The organism is Asanoa sp. NPDC050611, from assembly GCF_040654855.1.
In the GTDB taxonomy this organism is placed as follows: domain Bacteria; phylum Actinomycetota; class Actinomycetes; order Mycobacteriales; family Micromonosporaceae; genus Asanoa.
Genome location: NZ_JBFAIU010000019.1, coordinates 1 through 18,076 on the forward strand (window position 1 = coordinate 1; position 18,076 = coordinate 18,076).

At 70.9% G+C, this 18,076-nt stretch carries 17 protein-coding genes and 2 rRNA genes; 12 read left to right on the plus strand and 7 right to left on the minus strand.

Translation table 11 applies throughout. The features are described from left to right. Together AB0H87_RS05290 and rrf are read left to right on the plus strand one after the other, a co-directional pair. Positions 1-1,749: ribosomal RNA gene (locus AB0H87_RS05290) — 23S ribosomal RNA — on the plus strand; the annotation flags it as partial. Positions 1,750-1,840: 91 nt separating this feature from the next. Next, a 5S ribosomal RNA gene (gene rrf / locus AB0H87_RS05295) occupies positions 1,841-1,957 on the plus strand. A gap of 87 nt (positions 1,958-2,044) precedes the next feature. Here rrf and AB0H87_RS05300 read toward each other — a convergent pair. Further along, positions 2,045-2,722, minus strand: a complete 678-nt coding sequence (locus AB0H87_RS05300) for a hypothetical protein (RefSeq protein WP_360139962.1) — start codon at positions 2,720-2,722, stop codon at positions 2,045-2,047. A 70-nt stretch (positions 2,723-2,792) separates the two neighbouring features. On the opposite strand from AB0H87_RS05300, the gene AB0H87_RS05305 reads away from it, so the two are divergent. The 3 genes from AB0H87_RS05305 to AB0H87_RS05315 all read left to right on the plus strand — a co-directional run bounded on the left by AB0H87_RS05305 (position 2,793) and on the right by AB0H87_RS05315 (position 7,184). Next, a complete protein-coding gene (locus AB0H87_RS05305) occupies positions 2,793-5,393 on the plus strand; it encodes a valine--tRNA ligase (protein WP_360139965.1) in 2,601 nt (866 codons plus the stop codon). Between the two features lie 70 nt (positions 5,394-5,463). After that, positions 5,464-6,789, plus strand: coding sequence for a folylpolyglutamate synthase/dihydrofolate synthase family protein (locus AB0H87_RS05310; protein ID WP_360139968.1), 1,326 nt, complete (start codon positions 5,464-5,466; stop codon positions 6,787-6,789). Then, positions 6,786-7,184 (plus strand): DUF4233 domain-containing protein, encoded by a 399-nt coding sequence (locus AB0H87_RS05315; RefSeq protein WP_360139971.1) that lies wholly within the window; start codon positions 6,786-6,788, stop codon positions 7,182-7,184. The genes AB0H87_RS05310 and AB0H87_RS05315 overlap by 4 nt, the downstream gene beginning before the upstream one ends. A gap of 4 nt (positions 7,185-7,188) precedes the next feature. Here AB0H87_RS05315 and AB0H87_RS05320 read toward each other — a convergent pair whose 3' ends face one another. Then, positions 7,189-9,018, minus strand: a complete 1,830-nt coding sequence (locus AB0H87_RS05320) for a VOC family protein (protein WP_360139974.1) — start codon at positions 9,016-9,018, stop codon at positions 7,189-7,191. 123 nt (positions 9,019-9,141) lie between these two features. Between AB0H87_RS05320 and ndk the strand changes: the two genes are divergently transcribed. The 3 genes from ndk (at position 9,142) to AB0H87_RS05335 (ending at position 10,805) form a co-directional block, all read left to right on the plus strand. After that, positions 9,142-9,561 carry a nucleoside-diphosphate kinase gene (gene ndk / locus AB0H87_RS05325; RefSeq protein ID WP_360139977.1) on the plus strand — a complete coding sequence of 140 codons (420 nt, stop codon included), beginning with the start codon at positions 9,142-9,144 and terminating at the stop codon, positions 9,559-9,561. A gap of 363 nt (positions 9,562-9,924) precedes the next feature. Continuing rightward, positions 9,925-10,512 carry a TetR/AcrR family transcriptional regulator gene (locus AB0H87_RS05330; RefSeq protein ID WP_360139980.1) on the plus strand — a complete coding sequence of 196 codons (588 nt, stop codon included), beginning with the start codon at positions 9,925-9,927 and terminating at the stop codon, positions 10,510-10,512. Continuing rightward, on the plus strand, positions 10,509-10,805 hold the full coding sequence (locus AB0H87_RS05335; protein WP_360139984.1) for a hypothetical protein: 297 nt from the start codon (positions 10,509-10,511) through the stop codon (positions 10,803-10,805). The genes AB0H87_RS05330 and AB0H87_RS05335 overlap by 4 nt, the downstream gene beginning before the upstream one ends. A gap of 3 nt (positions 10,806-10,808) precedes the next feature. Here the strand turns inward: AB0H87_RS05335 and AB0H87_RS05340 are convergent, their stop codons facing one another. Both AB0H87_RS05340 and AB0H87_RS05345 read right to left on the minus strand, forming a co-directional pair. Then, entirely contained in the window at positions 10,809-11,750 is a 942-nt protein-coding gene (locus AB0H87_RS05340) for an NADP-dependent oxidoreductase (protein ID WP_360139987.1), read from the minus strand. A 5-nt stretch (positions 11,751-11,755) separates the two neighbouring features. Continuing rightward, a complete protein-coding gene (locus tag AB0H87_RS05345) occupies positions 11,756-12,394 on the minus strand; it encodes an HD domain-containing protein (RefSeq protein WP_360139990.1) in 639 nt (212 codons plus the stop codon). A 142-nt stretch (positions 12,395-12,536) separates the two neighbouring features. Here AB0H87_RS05345 and AB0H87_RS05350 point away from each other — a divergent pair, with 142 nt between their 5' ends. Beyond that, complete coding sequence (locus tag AB0H87_RS05350; protein WP_360139993.1) at positions 12,537-13,556, plus strand: DJ-1/PfpI family protein; 1,020 nt, start codon at positions 12,537-12,539, stop codon at positions 13,554-13,556. Here AB0H87_RS05350 and AB0H87_RS05355 read toward each other — a convergent pair. Beyond that, positions 13,502-14,083: a TetR/AcrR family transcriptional regulator gene (locus tag AB0H87_RS05355; protein ID WP_360139996.1), complete on the minus strand. Its 582-nt coding sequence runs from the start codon at positions 14,081-14,083 to the stop codon at positions 13,502-13,504. The genes AB0H87_RS05350 and AB0H87_RS05355 overlap by 55 nt on opposite strands. A 119-nt stretch (positions 14,084-14,202) precedes the next feature. On the opposite strand from AB0H87_RS05355, the gene AB0H87_RS05360 reads away from it, so the two are divergent. The 3 genes from AB0H87_RS05360 (at position 14,203) to AB0H87_RS05370 (ending at position 16,306) form a co-directional block, all read left to right on the plus strand. After that, complete coding sequence (locus AB0H87_RS05360; protein ID WP_360139999.1) at positions 14,203-15,117, plus strand: alpha/beta fold hydrolase; 915 nt, start codon at positions 14,203-14,205, stop codon at positions 15,115-15,117. A 61-nt stretch (positions 15,118-15,178) separates the two neighbouring features. After that, entirely contained in the window at positions 15,179-15,739 is a 561-nt protein-coding gene (locus tag AB0H87_RS05365; RefSeq protein ID WP_360140002.1) for a dihydrofolate reductase family protein, read from the plus strand. Positions 15,740-15,748: 9 nt separating this feature from the next. Then, complete coding sequence (locus AB0H87_RS05370; protein ID WP_360140005.1) at positions 15,749-16,306, plus strand: sugar O-acetyltransferase; 558 nt, start codon at positions 15,749-15,751, stop codon at positions 16,304-16,306. Here AB0H87_RS05370 and AB0H87_RS05375 read toward each other — a convergent pair. Continuing rightward, entirely contained in the window at positions 16,290-17,519 is a 1,230-nt protein-coding gene (locus tag AB0H87_RS05375; protein WP_360140008.1) for an MFS transporter, read from the minus strand. The genes AB0H87_RS05370 and AB0H87_RS05375 overlap by 17 nt on opposite strands. Continuing rightward, positions 17,516-18,073 (minus strand): TetR family transcriptional regulator, encoded by a 558-nt coding sequence (locus AB0H87_RS05380; RefSeq protein WP_360140011.1) that lies wholly within the window; start codon positions 18,071-18,073, stop codon positions 17,516-17,518. The genes AB0H87_RS05375 and AB0H87_RS05380 overlap by 4 nt, the downstream gene beginning before the upstream one ends. Positions 18,074-18,076: the final 3 nt, after the last annotated feature.

Here is an 18,076-nt window from a genome sequence, read left to right on the forward strand (position 1 = left end):
GCGAGTGAGAATGCAGGCATGAGTAGCGCAAGAAGGGTGAGAAACCCTTCCGCCGGATGACCAAGGGTTCCAGGGCCAGGCTAATCCGCCCTGGGTGAGTCGGGACCTAAGGCGAGGCCGAGAGGCGTAGTCGATGGACAACGGGTTGATATTCCCGTACCCGCGAAAGAGCGACCCTGATGAACCTTACTGTGCTAACCACCCAAGCCATCCAATGCCTTCGGGCGGAGGGTGGGGAGCGTGGGAACCTGGTGGGTAGTAGTCAAGCGATGGGGTGACGCAGGAAGGTAGCTGATCCCGGCCGGTGGTTGTGCCGGGGTAAGCGTGTAGCCCGCACCATAGGCAAATCCGTGGTGCACGATGGGTGAGACGTGATGCCGAGCCGATTCAGGTGAAGTCAGTGATCCTATGCTGCCGAGAAAAGCCTCTAGCGAGTTCTTAGCGGCCCGTACCCCAAACCGACACAGGTGGTCAGGTAGAGAATACCGAGGCGACGGGCGAACTGTGGTTAAGGAACTCGGCAAATTGCCCCCGTAACTTAGGGAGAAGGGGGGCCGGACACGTGAAGCAACACGCTTGTGGAGCGTGGTATGGCCGCAGAGACCAGGGGGAAGCGACTGTTTACTAAAAACACAGGTCCATGCGAAGAAGTAATTCGATGTATATGGACTGACGCCTGCCCGGTGCTGGAACGTTAAGGGGACCTGTTAGCTCTTCGGGGCGAAGCGGAGAACTTAAGCGCCAGTAAACGGCGGTGGTAACTATAACCATCCTAAGGTAGCGAAATTCCTTGTCGGGTAAGTTCCGACCTGCACGAATGGCGTAACGACTTCCCTACTGTCTCAACCACAGGCCCGGCGAAATTGCATTACGAGTAAAGATGCTCGTTACGCGCGGCAGGACGGAAAGACCCCGGGACCTTTACTATAGCTTGACATTGGTATCTGAGTTAGCTTGTGTAGGATAGGTGGGAGCCGGTGAAGCTTGTACGCCAGTACAGGTGGAGGCAATCTTGAAATACCACTCTGGTTGATTCGGGTATCTAACTTCGGACCGTGATCCGGTTCAGGGACAGTGTCTGGTGGGTAGTTTAACTGGGGCGGTTGCCTCCTAAAGAGTAACGGAGGCGCCCAAAGGTTCCCTCAGCCTGGTTGGCAATCAGGTGTTGAGTGTAAGTGCACAAGGGAGCTTGACTGTGAGACTGACAGGTCGAGCAGGGACGAAAGTCGGGACTAGTGATCCGGCACCGGCATGTGGAAGCGGTGTCGCTCAACGGATAAAAGGTACCCCGGGGATAACAGGCTGATCTTCCCCAAGAGTCCATATCGACGGGATGGTTTGGCACCTCGATGTCGGCTCGTCGCATCCTGGGGCTGTAGCAGGTCCCAAGGGTTGGGCTGTTCGCCCATTAAAGCGGTACGCGAGCTGGGTTTAGAACGTCGTGAGACAGTTCGGTCCCTATCCGCCGTGCGCGTAGGATACTTGAGAAGGGCTGTCCCTAGTACGAGAGGACCGGGACGGACGAACCTCTGGTGTGCCAGTTGTCCCGCCAGGGGCACGGCTGGTTAGCTACGTTCGGAAGGGATAACCGCTGAAAGCATCTAAGCGGGAAGCCTGCTTCAAGATGAGGTATCCCACCACCTTCGGGTGGGTAAGGCCCCCAGCTAGACCACTGGGTTGATAGGCCGGAAATGTAAGCCCGGTAACGGGTTCAGTTGACCGGTACTAATAGGCCGAGGACTTGACCTACAAAGCTGCTACGCGTCCACTGTGCAACTCCCGACAAACAAACACCACGCTGCTATGGAGCGCGATCGGTTGTTTGATATGTCGATAGAGTTACGGCGGTCATGGCGGAGGGGAAACGCCCGGAAACATTCCGAACCCGGAAGCTAAGCCCTCCAGCGCCGATGGTACTGCACCCGGGAGGGTGTGGGAGAGTAGGACACCGCCGGACATCTTCCTATTAGGGGCCACCTCGTCGAGGTGGCCCCTAATTGTATTTCGGGTGCCCCGGCCGGAGCCGGGGCAGCACATCAGAACCTCAGTCGCGGACCTGCACGGCGTCGCGGATCTGGCGCATCAGGCCGGCCGCCTCGTCCGCGGAACGCGAGGGGAAAAGAGCCATCCCGGTCGCGCCGTGGTCGGCCCAGCCGCACACCGCCATGTTGCCGCCGCCGTCGACCGCGGTGGTCCCGCACTTCATGACGCCGCCGAGCTCGCCGGCGGGCACGTCCTTCACCCCGGCGACCGCGCCCGACTCGTCGCCGACCAGGCCGAAGAGCGTGTCCAGGTCCTTCTCCGGTGACCACAGCAACGCCGTACCCCCGAAGAAGAGGACGCTGCGGTCGGCCGCCGCCGGGTCCGTGTAGACCGCGCCCACCGTCTCCTTCAGGTCGATGCCGGCGGCGAACGCCGCCTTGAGGTCATCGGCCGTCGCGGCCGCGTCGGCGCTGCTGTTGAGCTGGAGCCCGGCCACCGCCGGCGGCGTGGACATCGTGGTGTCCTGCTGGGAGATGATCCGGCCACCCCAGATGCCGACCGCGGCCAGCCCCGCGACGCCGACCGCCGCGACCGAGGCCAGCACGATCTTCCGGCGCCGGGACAGCGGTGGGCGGGGACCCTCGTCGTCGTCCGGGCCGTCCGGCGACGCCGCCCAGACAGGCGGCGTGACATCGATCGGCTCGTCCTGCTCGGCGGCCGTGAATCGGTCGTTCGACATGCACGCCACCGTAACGGAACACCCGGTGGTCGCATGCGGGGTCACCCGGATCGCTCCGTAGACTTCACGGGTGACCGAGACACCGGAGCCCAGCGCGCTCGCCAACCCGACCCTACCGGCGCAGTACACGCCGGCGGACGTAGAGAGTCGGCGTTACGAGGCGTGGGTAGCCGACGGTGTCTTCACGGCTGACGTGGCCAGCGACAAGCCGCCCTTCACGATCGTCATCCCGCCGCCCAACGTGACCGGCTCCCTGCACATGGGCCACGCCTTCGAGCACACCCTGATGGACGCGCTGGTCCGCCGCCGTCGGATGCAGGGCTACGAGGCGCTCTGGCTGCCGGGCATGGACCACGCCGGCATCGCCACCCAGAACCTCGTCGAGCGTCAGCTCGGCCAGGAGGGCCTGTCGCGGCACGACCTGGGCCGGGAGCGGTTCGTCGAGCGGGTCTGGCAGTGGAAGGCCGAGTCCGGCGGCGCGATCCTCGGCCAGATGCGCCGGCTCGGCGACTCGGTCGACTGGAGCCGCGAGCGCTTCACCATGGACGAGGGCCTGTCCCGGGCCGTGCAGACCATGTTCAAGAAGTTGTACGACGACGGCCTGATCTACCGCGCCAACCGGATCATCAACTGGTGCCCGCGTTGCCTCACCGCGCTCAGCGACATCGAGGTCGTGCACACCGACGACGAGGGCGAGCTGGTCTCGATCCGCTACAGCGACGAGATCGTCGTCGCCACCACCCGCGCGGAGACGATGCTCGGCGACACCGCGGTCGCGGTGCACCCCGACGACGAGCGCTACCGGCACCTGATCGGCACCGAGGTCGAGCTGCCGCTGACCGGCCGGCGCATCCCGGTGGTCGCGGACGAGCACGTCGACCCGGCGTTCGGCACCGGCGCGGTCAAGGTGACCCCGGCGCACGACCCCAACGACTTCGAGATCGGCCAGCGGCACGACCTGCCGAGCATCACGATGATGGACGAGCGCGGCGTGATCACCGTGCCCGGGCCGTTCGAGGGGCTCGACCGGTACGAGGCCCGGCCCGCGGTCGTCGCGGCGCTGCGCGAGCAGGGGCGGATCGTCGCGGAGAAGCGGCCGTACGTGCACGCGGTCGGGCACTGCTCCCGCTGCCGCACCACCGTCGAGCCGCGGCTGTCGCTGCAGTGGTTCGTCAACACCGGCCCGCTCGCGAAGGCGGCCGGCGACGCGGTGCGCGACGGCCGGGTGCGGATCGACCCCGAGGACATGTCGAAGCGCTACTTCGCCTGGGTCGACAACATGCACGACTGGTGCATCTCGCGCCAACTGTGGTGGGGACACCGGATCCCGGTCTGGTACGGCCCGAACGGCGAGGTGCGCTGCGTCGGCCCCGACGAGGAGCCGCCCGGCGACGGCTGGGAGCAGGACACGGACGTCCTCGACACCTGGTTCTCGAGCGGCCTGTGGCCGTTCTCCACCCTCGGCTGGCCCGAGCAGACCCCGGACCTCGCGCGCTTCTACCCGACCAGCGTGCTCGTCACCGGGTACGACATCCTGTTCTTCTGGGTCGCCCGGATGATGATGTTCGGCCTGTACGCGATGGACGGCAAGCAGCCGTTCGACGTGATCGCGCTGCACGGCATGGTCCGCGACGAGCACGGCAAGAAGATGTCGAAGTCGTTCGGCAACGTCGTCGACCCGCTCGACTGGATGGACCGCTTCGGCGCCGACGCGACCCGGTTCACGCTGGCCCGCGGCGCCAACCCCGGCCAGGACGTGCCGGTCAGCGAGGAGTGGTGCCAGGGCTCCCGCAACTTCTGCAACAAGCTCTGGAACGCCACCCGGTTCGCGCTGATGAACGGCGCCCACGTCGACGGGCCGCTGCCGACCGAGCTGTCGACCACCGACCGGTGGATCCTCTCGCGGCTGCAGCACGTGGTCGACGAGGTCGACGAGCAGTTCGAGCGGTTCGAGTTCGCCAAGATCTGTGACCTGCTCTACCACTTCGCCTGGGACGACGTCTGCGACTGGTACGTCGAGCTGAGCAAGCCGGTGCTGGCCGCCGGCGGCCCGGCCGCCGACGCCACGCGGCGGGTCCTCGGCCACGTGCTCGACCAGCTGCTGCGGCTGCTGCACCCGGTCATCCCGTTCGTAACCGACGAGCTGTGGATCGCGCTGAACGGCGCCGGCACCGTGGCCCGGGCGGCTTGGCCGCAGCTCGACAAGGCGCTGGTCGACGACGCCGCCGAGGCCGAGGTGGACGCGCTGCAGCGGGTGGTCACCGAGATCCGCCGGTTCCGTTCCGACCAGGGCCTGCGCCCGGCGCAGCGGGTCGCGGCGCGGCTCGACGGGCTCGGCGTGGTCGCGCCGCACGAGTGGCTGATCCGGTCGCTGGCCCGCCTCGACGAGGCCGGCGCCGAGTTCGCGGCGTCCGCGACGCTCTCCGTCGCCGGTGGTGTGCGGGTCGGGCTCGACACCCGCGGCGCGATCGACGTCGCGGCCGAGCGGGCCCGGCTCGAGAAGGACCGCGCCGCCGCCGAGAAGGAGGCCGCGCAGTGCCGGGCCAAGCTCGGCAACGAGGCGTTCGTCGGCAAGGCGCCCGAGCACGTGGTCAACAAGATCAAGGAACGGCTGGCCACCGCCGAGGCCGACCTGGCCCGGATCGGTGCGGCCCTGGCGGCGCTGTCATGAGCGAGCGAAGCGAGCGCGGTCAGCTCAGCCGACTTCGGTCATGCTCCGCCGACCGGAGGGAGGCGGCGGCATGACCGAGTTCCAAGAGGTGGACGCCGCGCTCGAGGCGCGCGGCAACATCCGGATGGTGTTCGACCTCAGCAAGATCGAGGAGCTGCTCGACCTGCTGGGCTCGCCGCAACGGGCGTACCCCTCGATCCATCTGACCGGCACCAACGGCAAGACCTCGACCGCCCGGATGATCGACTCGCTGCTGCGGGCCTTCGGCATCCACACGGGGCGCTACACGAGCCCGCACCTGGAGACGGTGCGGGAGCGGATCACCCTCGACGGCGAGCCGGTGTCCGAGGACCGGTTCGTGTCGATCTACCGCGAGGTCGAGCCGCTGGCCGCGCTGGTCGACGAGCGGCACGAGGAGCCGCTGACCTACTTCGACATGACCACCGCGCTGGCGTTCGCGACGTTCGCCGACGCGCCCGTGGAGGTCGCGGTCGTCGAGGTCGGGCTGGGCGGCGCCGACGACTCGACCAACGTGATCCAGGCCGGCGTCTGCGTGATCACGCCGATCGGGCTCGACCACACCGAGTGGCTCGGGGAGACGATCGAGGAGATCGCCTGGGCCAAGGCCGGCATCATCCACAAGGGCGCCACGGTGATCACCGCCGCGCAGCCCGAGGACGCCGCCCGGCCGCTGCTGGAACGCTGTGCCGAGGTCGGCGCCACGATCGCCCGCGAGGGCGGGGAGTTCGGGGTGCTGCGCCGCTCGCTCGCCGTCGGCGGTCAGGTGCTGACATTGCAGGGCCTGGGCGGCGAGTACGACGAGGTGTTCCTGCCGCTGCACGGCGCGCACCAGGCGCAGAACGCGGCGCTGGCCCTGGCCGCCGTCGAGGCGTTCCTCGGCGCCGGCGCGGACCGGCAGCTCAACGTGGAGACCGTGCGCGAGGGCTTCGCGGCCACGTCGTCGCCGGGCCGGCTGGAGCGGGTCCGCAACGCGCCGACGATCCTGCTCGACGGCGCGCACAACCCGCACGGCATGGCCGCGACGGTGACCGCGCTGCAGGAGGAGTTCGCGTTCAGCAAGCTCGTCGCGGTCGTCGCGGTGCTGGCCGACAAGGACGTGGCCGGCATCCTCGACCTGCTCGAGCCGGTCGTCGACGCGGTGGTGGTCACGCGGAACAACTCACCGCGGGCGATGCCGGTCGACGAGCTCGCGGCCCTGGCGGCCGAGGTGTTCGGCCCCGAGCGGGTCGAGACCGCGGCGACGATGCCCGACGCCATCGAGGCCGCCGTGGTGCTGGCCGAGAGCGACGTCGAGGGTGAGTTGAGTGGGGTAGGTGTGCTGGTGACAGGTTCGGTCATCACCGTGGCCGAGGCACGGACGTTGTTGAAGCGATGACGGACAACCAACCGACGACGCCGCCCGCTCAGGGCGACGAGGTGCCGCCCGGCTACAAGCCGTCCGGGTTGCGGAACCCGGCCGGAGCGGTGCGGGGCATGGGTGCCGCGGCGCTGGGCCTGCAGGGCGTCGTGCTGCTGCTGGCGATCCTGCCGATCCGGGTGCTCGGGGACGGTGCCGGGCCCGCGGCCATCACGACCCTGGTCGCGCTGACCGTGATCTGCTTCGTGCTGTGCGGGATGCTGCGCCGGCCGTGGGCGTGGACGGCCGGCACCGTCGTGCAGGGGCTGCTGCTGCTCGGCGGGTTCTTCCACTGGACGCTGTTCGCCCTCGGGCTGATCTTCGGGCTCGTCTGGGTCTACGTCCTCTACGTCCGGCGGTCGATCCTCGCCTAGGGCGTCAGGTCGTCGCCCGGCTGCGCCATTGCGTGATCGCGATGCCGTGGCCGTCGGGGTCGCGGAACGCGGCCGCCCAGAGCTCCAGCTTCGCGCCGCGGTTGACCACCCGGGGCGGGTAGGTGAAGCGGACGCCCTTCGCGCGCAGGTCCTCGTACACCGTCATCACGTCGCCGACCTCGAGGTTGAGGTGCACCAGCCGGCGGTTGACGGGTGAGGCGTCCTTGATCTCGCGGAGCACCATCCGGGTGTCGCCGGATGCCAGCACCGCGTTGTGCTCCCCGCTGTCGATCTCCTGGAAGCCGAGCATGTCGCGGTAGAACGCGATCGACGCGGCCAGGTCGCGGACCAGGAAGGTGAGGCCGACCCCGTGGATGGTCGCGCCGGTGGCGCCGGGGCGAGCGCTCGGGTACGCGGTGAACAGGTCGGCGAAGACGTCGTCGTCACCATCGGCGCCGTTCCGGGCTGGGCGGGCCGAGGCCGTCGGCTCCGAGACGGCGGCCGCGTCGGTGCCGGGCTCGGAGGGGGTCCCGGTCGTGCCGGTTTCATCGCTGTCGGGCGCAACCTTGGCGTCGGCCGCGGCGGCGTCTTTCTCGCCTTCGGCAGCGGCGGGCTCGGATCGGGTCGCGGTCGTCTCCCCGTCGTCGAGACGGGCGTCGTTCCCTTCGACGCCGGAGACCGCCTCGGCCGCCGAATCCGTGCGGGCCGTGGCGTCGGCGTCCGGGCGGGCCGTGGCCTCCGCCTCCGGGTCGGAGTGGGTCTCGGTCTCGGCCGCTGGATGGGCGGCAGCCCCCGCTTGCGAGCCGGGCTCCGAGCGGGCCTCGGTCTCCGCGTCCGGACCAGGCTCTGAGCGCGCCTCGGCGGCCGGGTCGGGCTCTGAGCGGGCCTCGGCTCCGGCGTCCGCGGAGCCTCGGCTCGGGGAGGCGGGTCGGCTCATCCGGCGTTCCGTGAACAACGGCTCGGCCCAGTCGGCGTCCTGGTCGAACACCTCGTCGTCCGCCTCCGCCGTGTCCGGCCGGGCGGCTCCGCGCTGTTCCGGCATCTCGGGCGCGGGTGGCGGGGCGGTGGCGGTCGCCGTACCCCCGGATGCCTCTGTCCTTGCCGCTCGTTCCGCGCGCGTCCTGCGTGGACTCGGCCGTGGCGCGCGGCGGGCCAGTGGTGGGTTGTCCGGCGGGTCGACCAGCGTGCCCTCGACCACGATCGGGCCGCCCGGGGTCTGGTGCACCACCACCGGCTCCGCCGGCTCGCGCAGGCCGCTCAGCTCCTCGGTCAGGTCCGCGGTCGTCGTCTCGATGGTCTCCACCGGCTCCGCGGCGTAGCCGTCGTCGGGGCGCGGGCGGACCTCGGTCTCATCGTCGAAGGCGCCCAGGTCGACGTCGCGGGCCAGGGCCGCCTCGGCGTGGGTCAGCACCTCGTCCCAGCGGATCCGGATGTGCCGCGGGTCGTCGATGGCCACCGTGATCGGCAGGCTGGCACCCACGTCGGGCCACTTGGCGACGGGCACCCGCGGGTCGCGCATCCGGACCAGGCGACCCGGCACGCCGGGCGCGTCGATCAGGACCTGCAGCTCGCACCGCCCGAACACCGCTGACGCCGGTGGCTCGGAGACGCTGTGCACGTGCGCGGTGCCGGCTACCCAGGCCCGCTCACCGCCGCGGATCGCGTTGACCAGCACGAGCCCGACGGACAGGACGATCAGCGCGATGCCGAGCGCGACGATCGCCAGGCTCTGCATCCCGATCCCGAACAGCACCACGAACAGCGCGCAGGTGCCCAGCACCGCGGCGAACAGCTTCCTGACCGGTGCGAGCGGGCGGCGGTTGCCGTTCGCCACAGTGGACCTCCCCTGAGTCACCAAGAAGGCTAGGCCCCGCGCGGCCACCGAGGGAAGAGCCGGCCGGAGGCGGGTGATCGCCCATCGGTAGGCTGAACCCCCAACATCAGGAGGGTGTTCAACGTGTCCAGCGTCCCGGTCGAGCGCACGCTCGTGCTGATCAAGCCCGATGCGGTCCGCCGCGGCCTCGTCGGAGAGATCCTCAGCCGCTTCGAGCGCAAGGGCCTCAACATCGACGTGCTGGTCAAGCGCGAGATGGACGCGGAGCTCGCTGACGCGCACTACGCCGAGCACGTCGAGAAGCCGTTCTACCCGCCGCTGAAGGAGTTCATGACCGGCGGCCCGCTGGTCGCCCTGATCCTCAGCGGCGACAGCGCGATCGAGGTCGTCCGCACGCTGGTCGGCGCGACCGACGCCCGCAAGGCCGCCGCCGGCACGATCCGGGGCGACCTGGCGAACTCCAACCGCGAGAACCTGGTGCACGCGTCGGACTCCCCGGACAGCGCGAAGCGCGAGATCGGCCTCTGGTTCCCCAAGGCCTAGCGCCGGTCACTCCGGTGGGCGACGGCCCATTGAAGGGCTGCTCTATCTAGGCTTCGTGCACGCCGCCGTCTACAACGCGACTGCGCGCCTTACCGCTTCGACGCGCGGGCGCAGCGTCGCGCGTCCGCGCAGGCCGCGGCGGTCGCGGTGGCACGCCGCGTGCTGACGACCTGTTCGCCGTACGCCCAGGCCACCCTCGACGCTGCGTACGCGGCTTCGCTGGATTCCCCGGTTCGCCGACACCGCCGGGCTGCGGGTGGGGTAGCAGGTCGCCGGCTGGGCGGTGGACCGCTGGTCCTTGCCCCACCGCTGAGCGGGCGCTATGGTGAACGAAACCGTTTCGTTCACCTGAGGGAGCGTGCCGTGGTCGGGGGAGAGGCGCGCGAGGAGGCCATCCTCGCGGCGACGTTGGAGCTGCTGGCCGAGGTCGGCTACGACCGGATCCGGATGGACGCGGTCGCTGTCCGGGCGAAGGCAAGCAAGGCGACGATCTACCGGCGCTGGCCGGGCAAGGCCGAGCTGGTGGTGACCGCGATCCAGCGGCGCACCGCGCAGGCGACGGGCGAGGAGCCGACGGAGCCCGACCCGGGCAACCTGCGCGACGACCTGCTCGGCCGGATGCGGGCGATGCGCGACTCGCTGACCGGCCAGGACGCGGGCCTGCTGCTCGGCCTCCTGACCGCGATGCACCACGACGGCGAGCTCGCCGGCGTCGTGCGGGCGCGGATGATCGACGACAAGCGGCGGGCCTTCGACCCGGCCATCGACCGCGCGGTGGCCCGGGGCGAGCTGCCCGCCGGCGTCGACCGGGCGCTGCTCGCCGAGGTCGGCTCCGCGATGCTGTTCTCCCGGGCGTTCGTCACCGGCGAGCCGCTCGACGACGGGTTCCTCACCCACCTGGTCGACGGGGTGCTGCTCCCGTTGCTGCGCGTGCGGGCGGTGGCGCCGTGACCACGACGCTGCTGCTCGCATTCCTGGCGGGCTTCTGGGGCGGCAACGGCCTGCCCTACTTCGTGGCCGGCAGCACGGGTGACGGCCGCAACCCGGGCCCGTTCGCCGACTCGGCCGCCGTCAACGTGCTCACCGGCTGGGTGATGCTGGTCGGTGCGGCCCTGTTCTGGCACTTCGCGCACGTGCCGCGCCACCCGCTGGCGGGCTGGTCGGCGCTGGCGCTGGGCGTGCTCGCGGTCGGCCTCATCCACTCCCGGACGTGGCGCCGCAACCCTTGGCCGTGGCGTCGATGATGATCAGCTTGGGCAGGCGCGTCCGCTCGGCTCGGTGACCTGGATGATCGTCTTGCCCGGTGTACGGCGGTCGCGGGCGAACGCGGACGGCGCCTCGCACAGCGGTCGCACGGCGCCGACGACGGGGTTCAGTCGCCTGGACCGGACCCGCTCGGCCAGGTCGCTCAACCGGACGCGGTCGGGTTCGACGACGAAGAAGACGGCCCGTCCGTGCTTGGGCTGCACCTTCGGCGGCGCGGCGATGCTGACGAGGGTGCCGCCGGGGCGCACCAGGTCGGTCGACCGCTCGAGGACGTCGCCACCCATGACGTCGAGCACCACGTCCACCTCGCCGACCTCGCGCAGGTCGTCGACGGCCAGGTCGACGAAGGCCTGCGCGCCCAGCCCGACGGCGACGTCCCGGTCGTCGGCCCGGCCCGTGGCGATCACGCGGGCGCCGACCTCGCGCGCGAGCTGGACGGCCATCGAGCCGACGCCACCTGCGGCGCCGTGGACGAGCACGGTCTGGCCGGTTGCGAGGCGGCCGTGGTCGAACAGCGCCTGCGAGGCGGTCAGCCCGGAGATCGGCAGTGCGGCCGCCACGGTGTGGTCGATGTCGGCCGCGAGGGGCGCGAGGTTGCGCGCCTCCACCGCGGTGTACTCGGCCAGTGATCCGTCGCGGGCCCAGTCGGTGAGGCCGAACACCCGCTGGCCCACGGTGAGCCCCGTCGTGCCGTAGCCGAGCTCGACCACGGTGCCGGACAGCTCGTGCCCGGGGATGCTCGGCGTCCGGTCGCGGCCGGCACGGTCGGTCCAGGTGGCCGGCCAGTCGAGCTCTCCGGGAGTGAAGCCGGCCGCGTGTACGCGGACGATGACGTCGTTCTCCGCGGCGTGGGGGTACGGCATGTCGGTCATGGCGAGGCCGCCGACGCCCGCCGCACGGTCTCGTACCGTGATCGCTTTCATGTCGGTCAGCTCTTCCAGGGGGAGAGGAGGACGCGGTCGACCATCGTCGTGCGCCGGAAGTCGGGGACGAAGTGCGCGAGCACGTCGGAGTTCACGGTGCCGTTGACGGTATCCGGGCGGTTCCGGAGCCCCTCGAGGGTGCCGCGCAGGAAGTCGTTCTTGAAATCACCCCGCGGGTGTACGGCGAGGATCTCGTCCACCTGACCCCGTTCCAGTCCGTCCAGACCGAACCCGAGCACGTCGGTCAGGACGCCGAGCTGGGTGGTCGCGATCTCCGGCGCCATCCGGACCGGGATGCCGGGCGTGGTGTGCAGCGCGATCGCCGCCCACACGGTCTCGACGGCGGCCGCTGGGAAGCCCCGCTCGACGAGGAACGCGCGGGCGTGGTCGGCGCCGTCGACCTCGAAGCGCTGCTCGACGTCGGAGAACGGCATCAGGAGACCCGAGTCGTGGAAGATGGACGCGAGGTAGAGCAGTTCCGGATCCGGGTCCACGCCGAGCTGCTCGGCGTGTATCAGGCCGAACAGGAAGACCCGCCGGGAGTGGTGGTAGAAGGCGGGGCTGACCATCTCCTGAACGATCCGGGTCGCCTCCGCGACCGCCGCGGTGTCCGGAACTCGCAGTCCCGCGATGACCTCTGGCATGTCCTCCGGCTTTCGTGAGGTGCGGATGTCGGACGGTCCATGCTGCCGACCGGCGGGCGCCCGCCGCCGCCTTCGTCCGGCCAGGAACCCCTCGTATCCGGACACGGCGCCGCCTGCGATAACGGTGTGTTACCAATGAACGGTGTCCGGCCCACATCGCGTCGCGATCCTGGTCTACGAGGGCGTGACCCTGCTGGACGTGGCGGGTCCCGCGGAGGTGTTCAAGGAGGCGAACCGGTTCGGCGCCGATTACCGGATGACGCTGCTGTCACCGACCGGCGCGGACGTCACCTCGAACATCGGGATCCGGATCGCGGTCGACGCCGCCGTCTCGGCGGAGCCGGCCTTCGACACCTTCCTGGTGGCCGGGTCCGACCGCTATCCGCGCAACCGGGTCCCCGGCGACCTGGCCGACGCCGCGCGGACGCCGGCCGCGGCGGCCGGCCGGGTGGCGTCGGTCTGCACGGGCGCGTTCATCCTCGCCGCGGCGGGCCTGCTGGAGGGCAAGCGCGCGACCACGCACTGGAAGGTCACGCACGAACTGGCGCTGCGGTGCCCGACCTGCCAGGTGCAGCCGGACGCGATCTACGTGCGGGACGGGAGCACGTACACGTCGGCGGGGGTGACGGCCGGGATCGACCTGGCGCTGGCGCTCGTCGAGGAGGACCACGGGCCCGACGTGGCCCGCGACGTCGCGCGCGCCCTGGTCGTGTACATGCAGCGGGCGGGCGGCCAGTCCCAGTTCTCGGCGCCGCTGCAGGGACCGCCGCCACGCTCGCCGGCGGTCCGCGACGTCACCGACCTCGTGACCGCGAACCCCCGCGGCGACCACTCGCTCGGTGAGCTGGCGAAGCACCTCAACGTGAGCACCCGGCAGCTCACCCGGCTCTTCCACGACGAGCTGGCCACGACACCGGCGCGGTACGTGGAGAACATCCGCTTCGACCTGGCGCGGGCGCTGCTCGACCAGGGGCACACGGCGACGCAGGCGGCGGCGCAGGCCGGGTTCCCGAGCTACGAGAGCATGCGACGGGTTTTCGCCAGGAAGCTCTCCATCAGCCCGGCGGCGTACCAACGCCGCTTCCGCACGACCCGGCCTGATGCCGATCAGTCCGCGAGGACGCCGGCGATCAGGGAGCGCACCAGGACGCGGGGGTCGTAGAGCGGGTCCGTGCCCGCGCCGATGCAGAGGTTGCCGATGCCGCGCATGAGGGCGTACGCGCTGATGCCCGGTCCGTCCGCGCGGTCGCGGGTGGCCGCTTCGAGGAGCGTCTGGCAGACGGGGACGAGCCGACCGACGAAGTAGGCGTGCAGGGCGTCCGTGCCGGCCGGGTCGTTCCGCAGCGCTCCGGCCAACCCGTGCTTCGTGACGAGGAAGTCCACGAACAGGTCCACCCACGACTCCAGCGCGACGCGCGGCGACGGTGAGTTCGCCAGGAGGACCGGGCCCGCCTCGGCGCACGCTTCGACCTGGTGGCGGTAGACGGCGACCACCAGCTCCGGCCGGGTCGGGAAATGGCGGTAGATCGTGCCCATGCCGACGCCGGCCCGGGCCGCGATCTCCCGCACCGGCGCGTCCACGCCCGAGGTGACGAACACGGCCGCGGCGGCGTCGAGCAGCGCCTGTTCGTTGCGCCGCGCGTCCACCCGTTTCGGCTTCCGGCCCGTGGGCTCCTCGACGTGCGTCAAAGATCACTCCTCCTGCACCCTGACGATCCGGAACAGTGCTCCGTATATTTGTGGAGCAGCGTTCCGCTTCGATTATGACCCGAGCGGACCGGCCCCATCCACCAGGAAGGTGACCCCGGATGAGATCAACCCCCGACGGCACCGCCGTCGTGTCCGTCGCTCCCGTGCGGCTGTCCGCGCCCGGCCGGGCGTACCCGCTCGAGGTGCGCGTCTCCGCCCCGGTGACCGGCTCCGACCTGCCCGTCGTGCTGTTCTCGCACGGCAACGGCTGGTCGCTCGACGGTTACGCGCCGCTGGCCGCGTTCTGGGCGTCGCGCGGATTCGTGGTGGTCCAGCCCACCCACCTCGACTCGCGGCGCAACGGCATCACGTTCGACGACCCGCTGTTCCCGACCATCTGGACGCAACGCATCGAGGACATGAAGCGCGTCGTCGACCAGCTCGACGTCGCCGAGGCAGCCGTTCCCGGCCTCGCCGGCCGGGTCGACCGCGGCCGGATCGCCGCGGCCGGGCACTCCTGGGGCGCCCAGACCGTGCAGTCGCTGCTCGGAGCCCGCGTCCTCACGGCGGACGGCGAGGTCGGCGAGGACCTGTCGGACAAGCGCGTGGCGACCGGCATCCTGCTGGCCGCGACCGGCGTCGGCGGTGCGCACCTGCACCCGTTCGCCAAGGCCAACTTCCCGTTCATGAACCCGTCGTTCGCTCAGCTGACCGCACCGACGCTCGTCGTCGCGGGCGACCACGACCAGTCGCGCATGTCCAGCCGCGGGCCTGACTGGTTCACCGACGCCTACACGCTCAGCCCCGGCGCGACCGACCTGGTCACGCTCTTCGGTGCGGAGCACGCCCTCGGCGGGATCCCGGGATACGAGGTCGCCGAGACCACCGACGAGAGCCCGGAACGCGTCGCGGTCCTGCAGCGGCTGACGACCGCGTACCTGCGCACCCAGCTCCTGCCGGCGGACGAGAGCTGGCCGGCCGCGCGGTCCGCGCTCAGCGGGAGTGCCATCGGCCGGGTGGAGACGAAGGAGTAGGGACTGTCGAAAGGCGGGGGACGGCTCCGACGTAGCGCTGACCACACACGAGGAGGCAGCGATGCGGAAGATCATCTACTGGGTGCACACGTCGGTGGACGGGTTCGTCGACGGGCCCGACGGGGAGTTCGACTGGCCCACGATGGGTCCCGAACTGTCCGCGTACTCCGAGAGCCTGGACCGTCGGGTCGACACCCTGCTGTTCGGGCGGCCGGTCTGGGAGATGATGGTCGGGTTCTGGCCGAACGCCGAGTCGATGTCGGACGATCCGCACGTCGCGGCGTTCGCCCCGTTCTGGCGCGCGACCCCGAAGATCGTCTTCTCGCGCACCTACCAGGGCGACGAGTGGACCAGCCGGGTCATCGGCGACGACCTGGCCACCGAGGTGGCGGCGCTCAAGGCCCAACCCGGCCGCGACATGCTGCTGACCGGCGGCGCGAGTCTCGCGGCCGCGCTGACCGGGCTGGGGCTCGTCGACGAGTACCACATCGCCGTGCATCCGGTGGTCCTCGGTGGCGGCCGGCCGTTGTTCGCGGCGCCGGAGCAGCGCCGCAAGCTCCGGCTGGTCCAGACGCGGGCGGTCGACGGGCAGGTCGTGGTGTCCCACTACGCGGCGCCGTAGGTTCTGGGCATGAAGAGCATGCGTGAGCGGATGTTGGCCGGCGAGCTGTACATCGCCGACGACCCGGAGCTGGCCCGGGACTCCGCCCGGGCCCAGCGGCTCACGCACGAGATCAACTCGACGGACCCGACCGACCACGCCCGGCTCCGGGAGCTGTTCACCGACCTGCTCGGCGGCTTCGGCGACGGCACCGAGATCCGGCCGCCCTTCCGCTGCGACTACGGCTACCAGACGGTCGTCGGCGCCCGGACGTTCGCCAACTGGGGGCTCGTCTCGCTCGACGTCGCGACCGTGACGATCGGCGACGACGTGCAGATCGGGCCGAACGTCCAGCTCCTCACCGCGACCCACCCGCTCGAGCCGCAGCCGCGCCGCGACAAGTGGGAGGCCGCCCGGCCGATCGTCATCGGCGACAACGTGTGGCTCGGCGGCGGGGTCATCGTGTGCCCGGGCGTCTCCATCGGCGCGGACACCGTGGTGGGAGCCGGCGCGGTGGTGACCCGCGACCTGCCGGCCGGCGTGGTCGCCGTGGGCTCGCCGGCCCGGGTGGTCAGGCGGCTGGCGTGAGCGTGTCCTCGTCGTGGAGCGCGCCGGCCGGCCCGGTGGCCAACGGGCGGACGTTCGCGGCGACCAGTGCGGCGACCCCGAGCAGCACCGCGACGCTGGTCAACGCCCGCAGCACGCTGGCCTGCGCGCCGATGAAGCCGATGGTGGGCGGCCCGGCGAGGAACGCGCAGTAGCCGATCGACGCGATCACGCTCACCCGGGCCGCGGCCCGCCGTGGGTCGTCGCCGCCGGCGCTCATGCCGACCGGGAACCCGAGCGAGACACCGAGACCCCACAACAGCGTTCCGGCGTACGCGTACCAGGGCGTGGGCCCGAAGACGAACAGCGCGACCCCGACCACCCCGATGAGCGCCAGCACCCGCACGACCGGCACACGCCCGTACCGGTCGAGCAGCCCGGGCCCGAACCAGCGGCCGACCGTCATCGCGGTGAGGAACGCGGCGAACGCCAGGGTGCCGAGCGCGGCCGGCACGTGGTGCCCGTCGATCGCGGCGACGCTGATCCAGTCGTTGCCGACCCCCTCGGCGAACGCGAACGCCAGCACGAACAGGCCGATCAGCAGCGTGCGCGGCTCGCGCCAGGCGGTCAACGCCCCGACGCGGGCCGGCTCGCCGGGTGCGTCGGCCTCGCCGTGGTCCGGGACGAAGCGGCGCGCGTACGCGGGAACGACCAGGACGACGAGCACCGCGACCGCGGCGAGATGCGCGGCGACCGGCACGTCGAACGCCACCAGCGCGGCACCCAGGAGCGCACCGGCGACCGTGCCCAGGCTGAACCCGGCGTGGAACCGGGCCATGATGGACCGGCCGAGGTGGCGTTCGACCACCGTGCCCTGCACGTTCATCGCGACGTCCCAGGCGCCGTTGCCGAAGCCCAGCAGGAACAGCCCGATGACCACCGGCACCACGCCGACCAGCGAGCCGACCGCGGCGGTCGCGACGCCGATCGCGAGCACGACGGCCATCGCCTGGACGGTGCGCGCTGAGCCGATCCGGGTGACGACCGGGCCGGAGAGCGGCAGCGCGACCAGTGAGCCCGCCGCGATCGCGAGCAGCACCAGGCCGAGCGCGGCCGGGTCGAGGTCGAGGTTGTCACGGATCTGCGGGATCCGCGCGGCCCAACTGGCGAAGGCGAACCCCGAGCCGATGAACGCGGCGTACGTCGCCGCGGTCGCGCTCCGGACGGTGGCCGACGTGGGGGTCGACGAGGTCATGCGGGCCCTTCCGGGGTTGCGACGGCCCGCGCGACGGCGGCCCGGGTGATCTCGCGGGGGAACGGTGCGGTGGACAGCATGCGGTGCATGAGCAGCCCCTCGATCAGCGCGTCGAGGCCGCGGGCGGTGTCCGGGTCGACGAACCGTTCCAGCACGGTGCGGCTGGTCCGCATCCATTCCTCGGTCACGGTGCGCAGGGCCGGGTCGCGCAGGGCGGCCAGGTAGAGCTCGTAGCTGACGGCCCACTCGCCGACCTGCGCGCCGGCGTTGCCGTGCACCATGTCGGTGACCGCCTCGACCAGGTCGTCGCGGGAGCGGACCCCGTCGAAGTGCGCGGCGTACGCGCGGGACAGCCGGTCGGCCAGCCGGGTGAACGCCTGCGCGAGCAACTGGTCCAGGCCGTCGAAGTGGTAGGTCAGCGAGCCCAGCGGCACGTCGGCCGCGGCCGCGATCAGGCGGTGCGTCGTGCCGGCCACCCCGTGCTCGGCGATGACCTCGATCGCGGCGTCGAGAATGCGTTCCCGCCGCCCCGGGTCGTACCGCCGCGTCCTCATGTG

Coding starts and splice junctions, on each gene's coding strand:
- AB0H87_RS05300 (WP_360139962.1), bottom strand. CDS start 2,722: ATGTCGAACGACCGATTCACGGCCGCCGAGCAGGACGAGCCGATCGAT.
- AB0H87_RS05310 (WP_360139968.1), top strand. CDS start 5,464: ATGACCGAGTTCCAAGAGGTGGACGCCGCGCTCGAGGCGCGCGGCAAC.
- AB0H87_RS05315 (WP_360139971.1), top strand. CDS start 6,786: ATGACGGACAACCAACCGACGACGCCGCCCGCTCAGGGCGACGAGGTG.
- AB0H87_RS05340 (WP_360139987.1), bottom strand. CDS start 11,750: ATGAAAGCGATCACGGTACGAGACCGTGCGGCGGGCGTCGGCGGCCTC.
- AB0H87_RS05345 (WP_360139990.1), bottom strand. CDS start 12,394: ATGCCAGAGGTCATCGCGGGACTGCGAGTTCCGGACACCGCGGCGGTC.
- AB0H87_RS05360 (WP_360139999.1), top strand. CDS start 14,203: ATGAGATCAACCCCCGACGGCACCGCCGTCGTGTCCGTCGCTCCCGTG.
- AB0H87_RS05365 (WP_360140002.1), top strand. CDS start 15,179: ATGCGGAAGATCATCTACTGGGTGCACACGTCGGTGGACGGGTTCGTC.
- AB0H87_RS05370 (WP_360140005.1), top strand. CDS start 15,749: ATGAAGAGCATGCGTGAGCGGATGTTGGCCGGCGAGCTGTACATCGCC.
- AB0H87_RS05375 (WP_360140008.1), bottom strand. CDS start 17,519: ATGACCTCGTCGACCCCCACGTCGGCCACCGTCCGGAGCGCGACCGCG.
- AB0H87_RS05380 (WP_360140011.1), bottom strand. CDS start 18,073: ATGAGGACGCGGCGGTACGACCCGGGGCGGCGGGAACGCATTCTCGAC.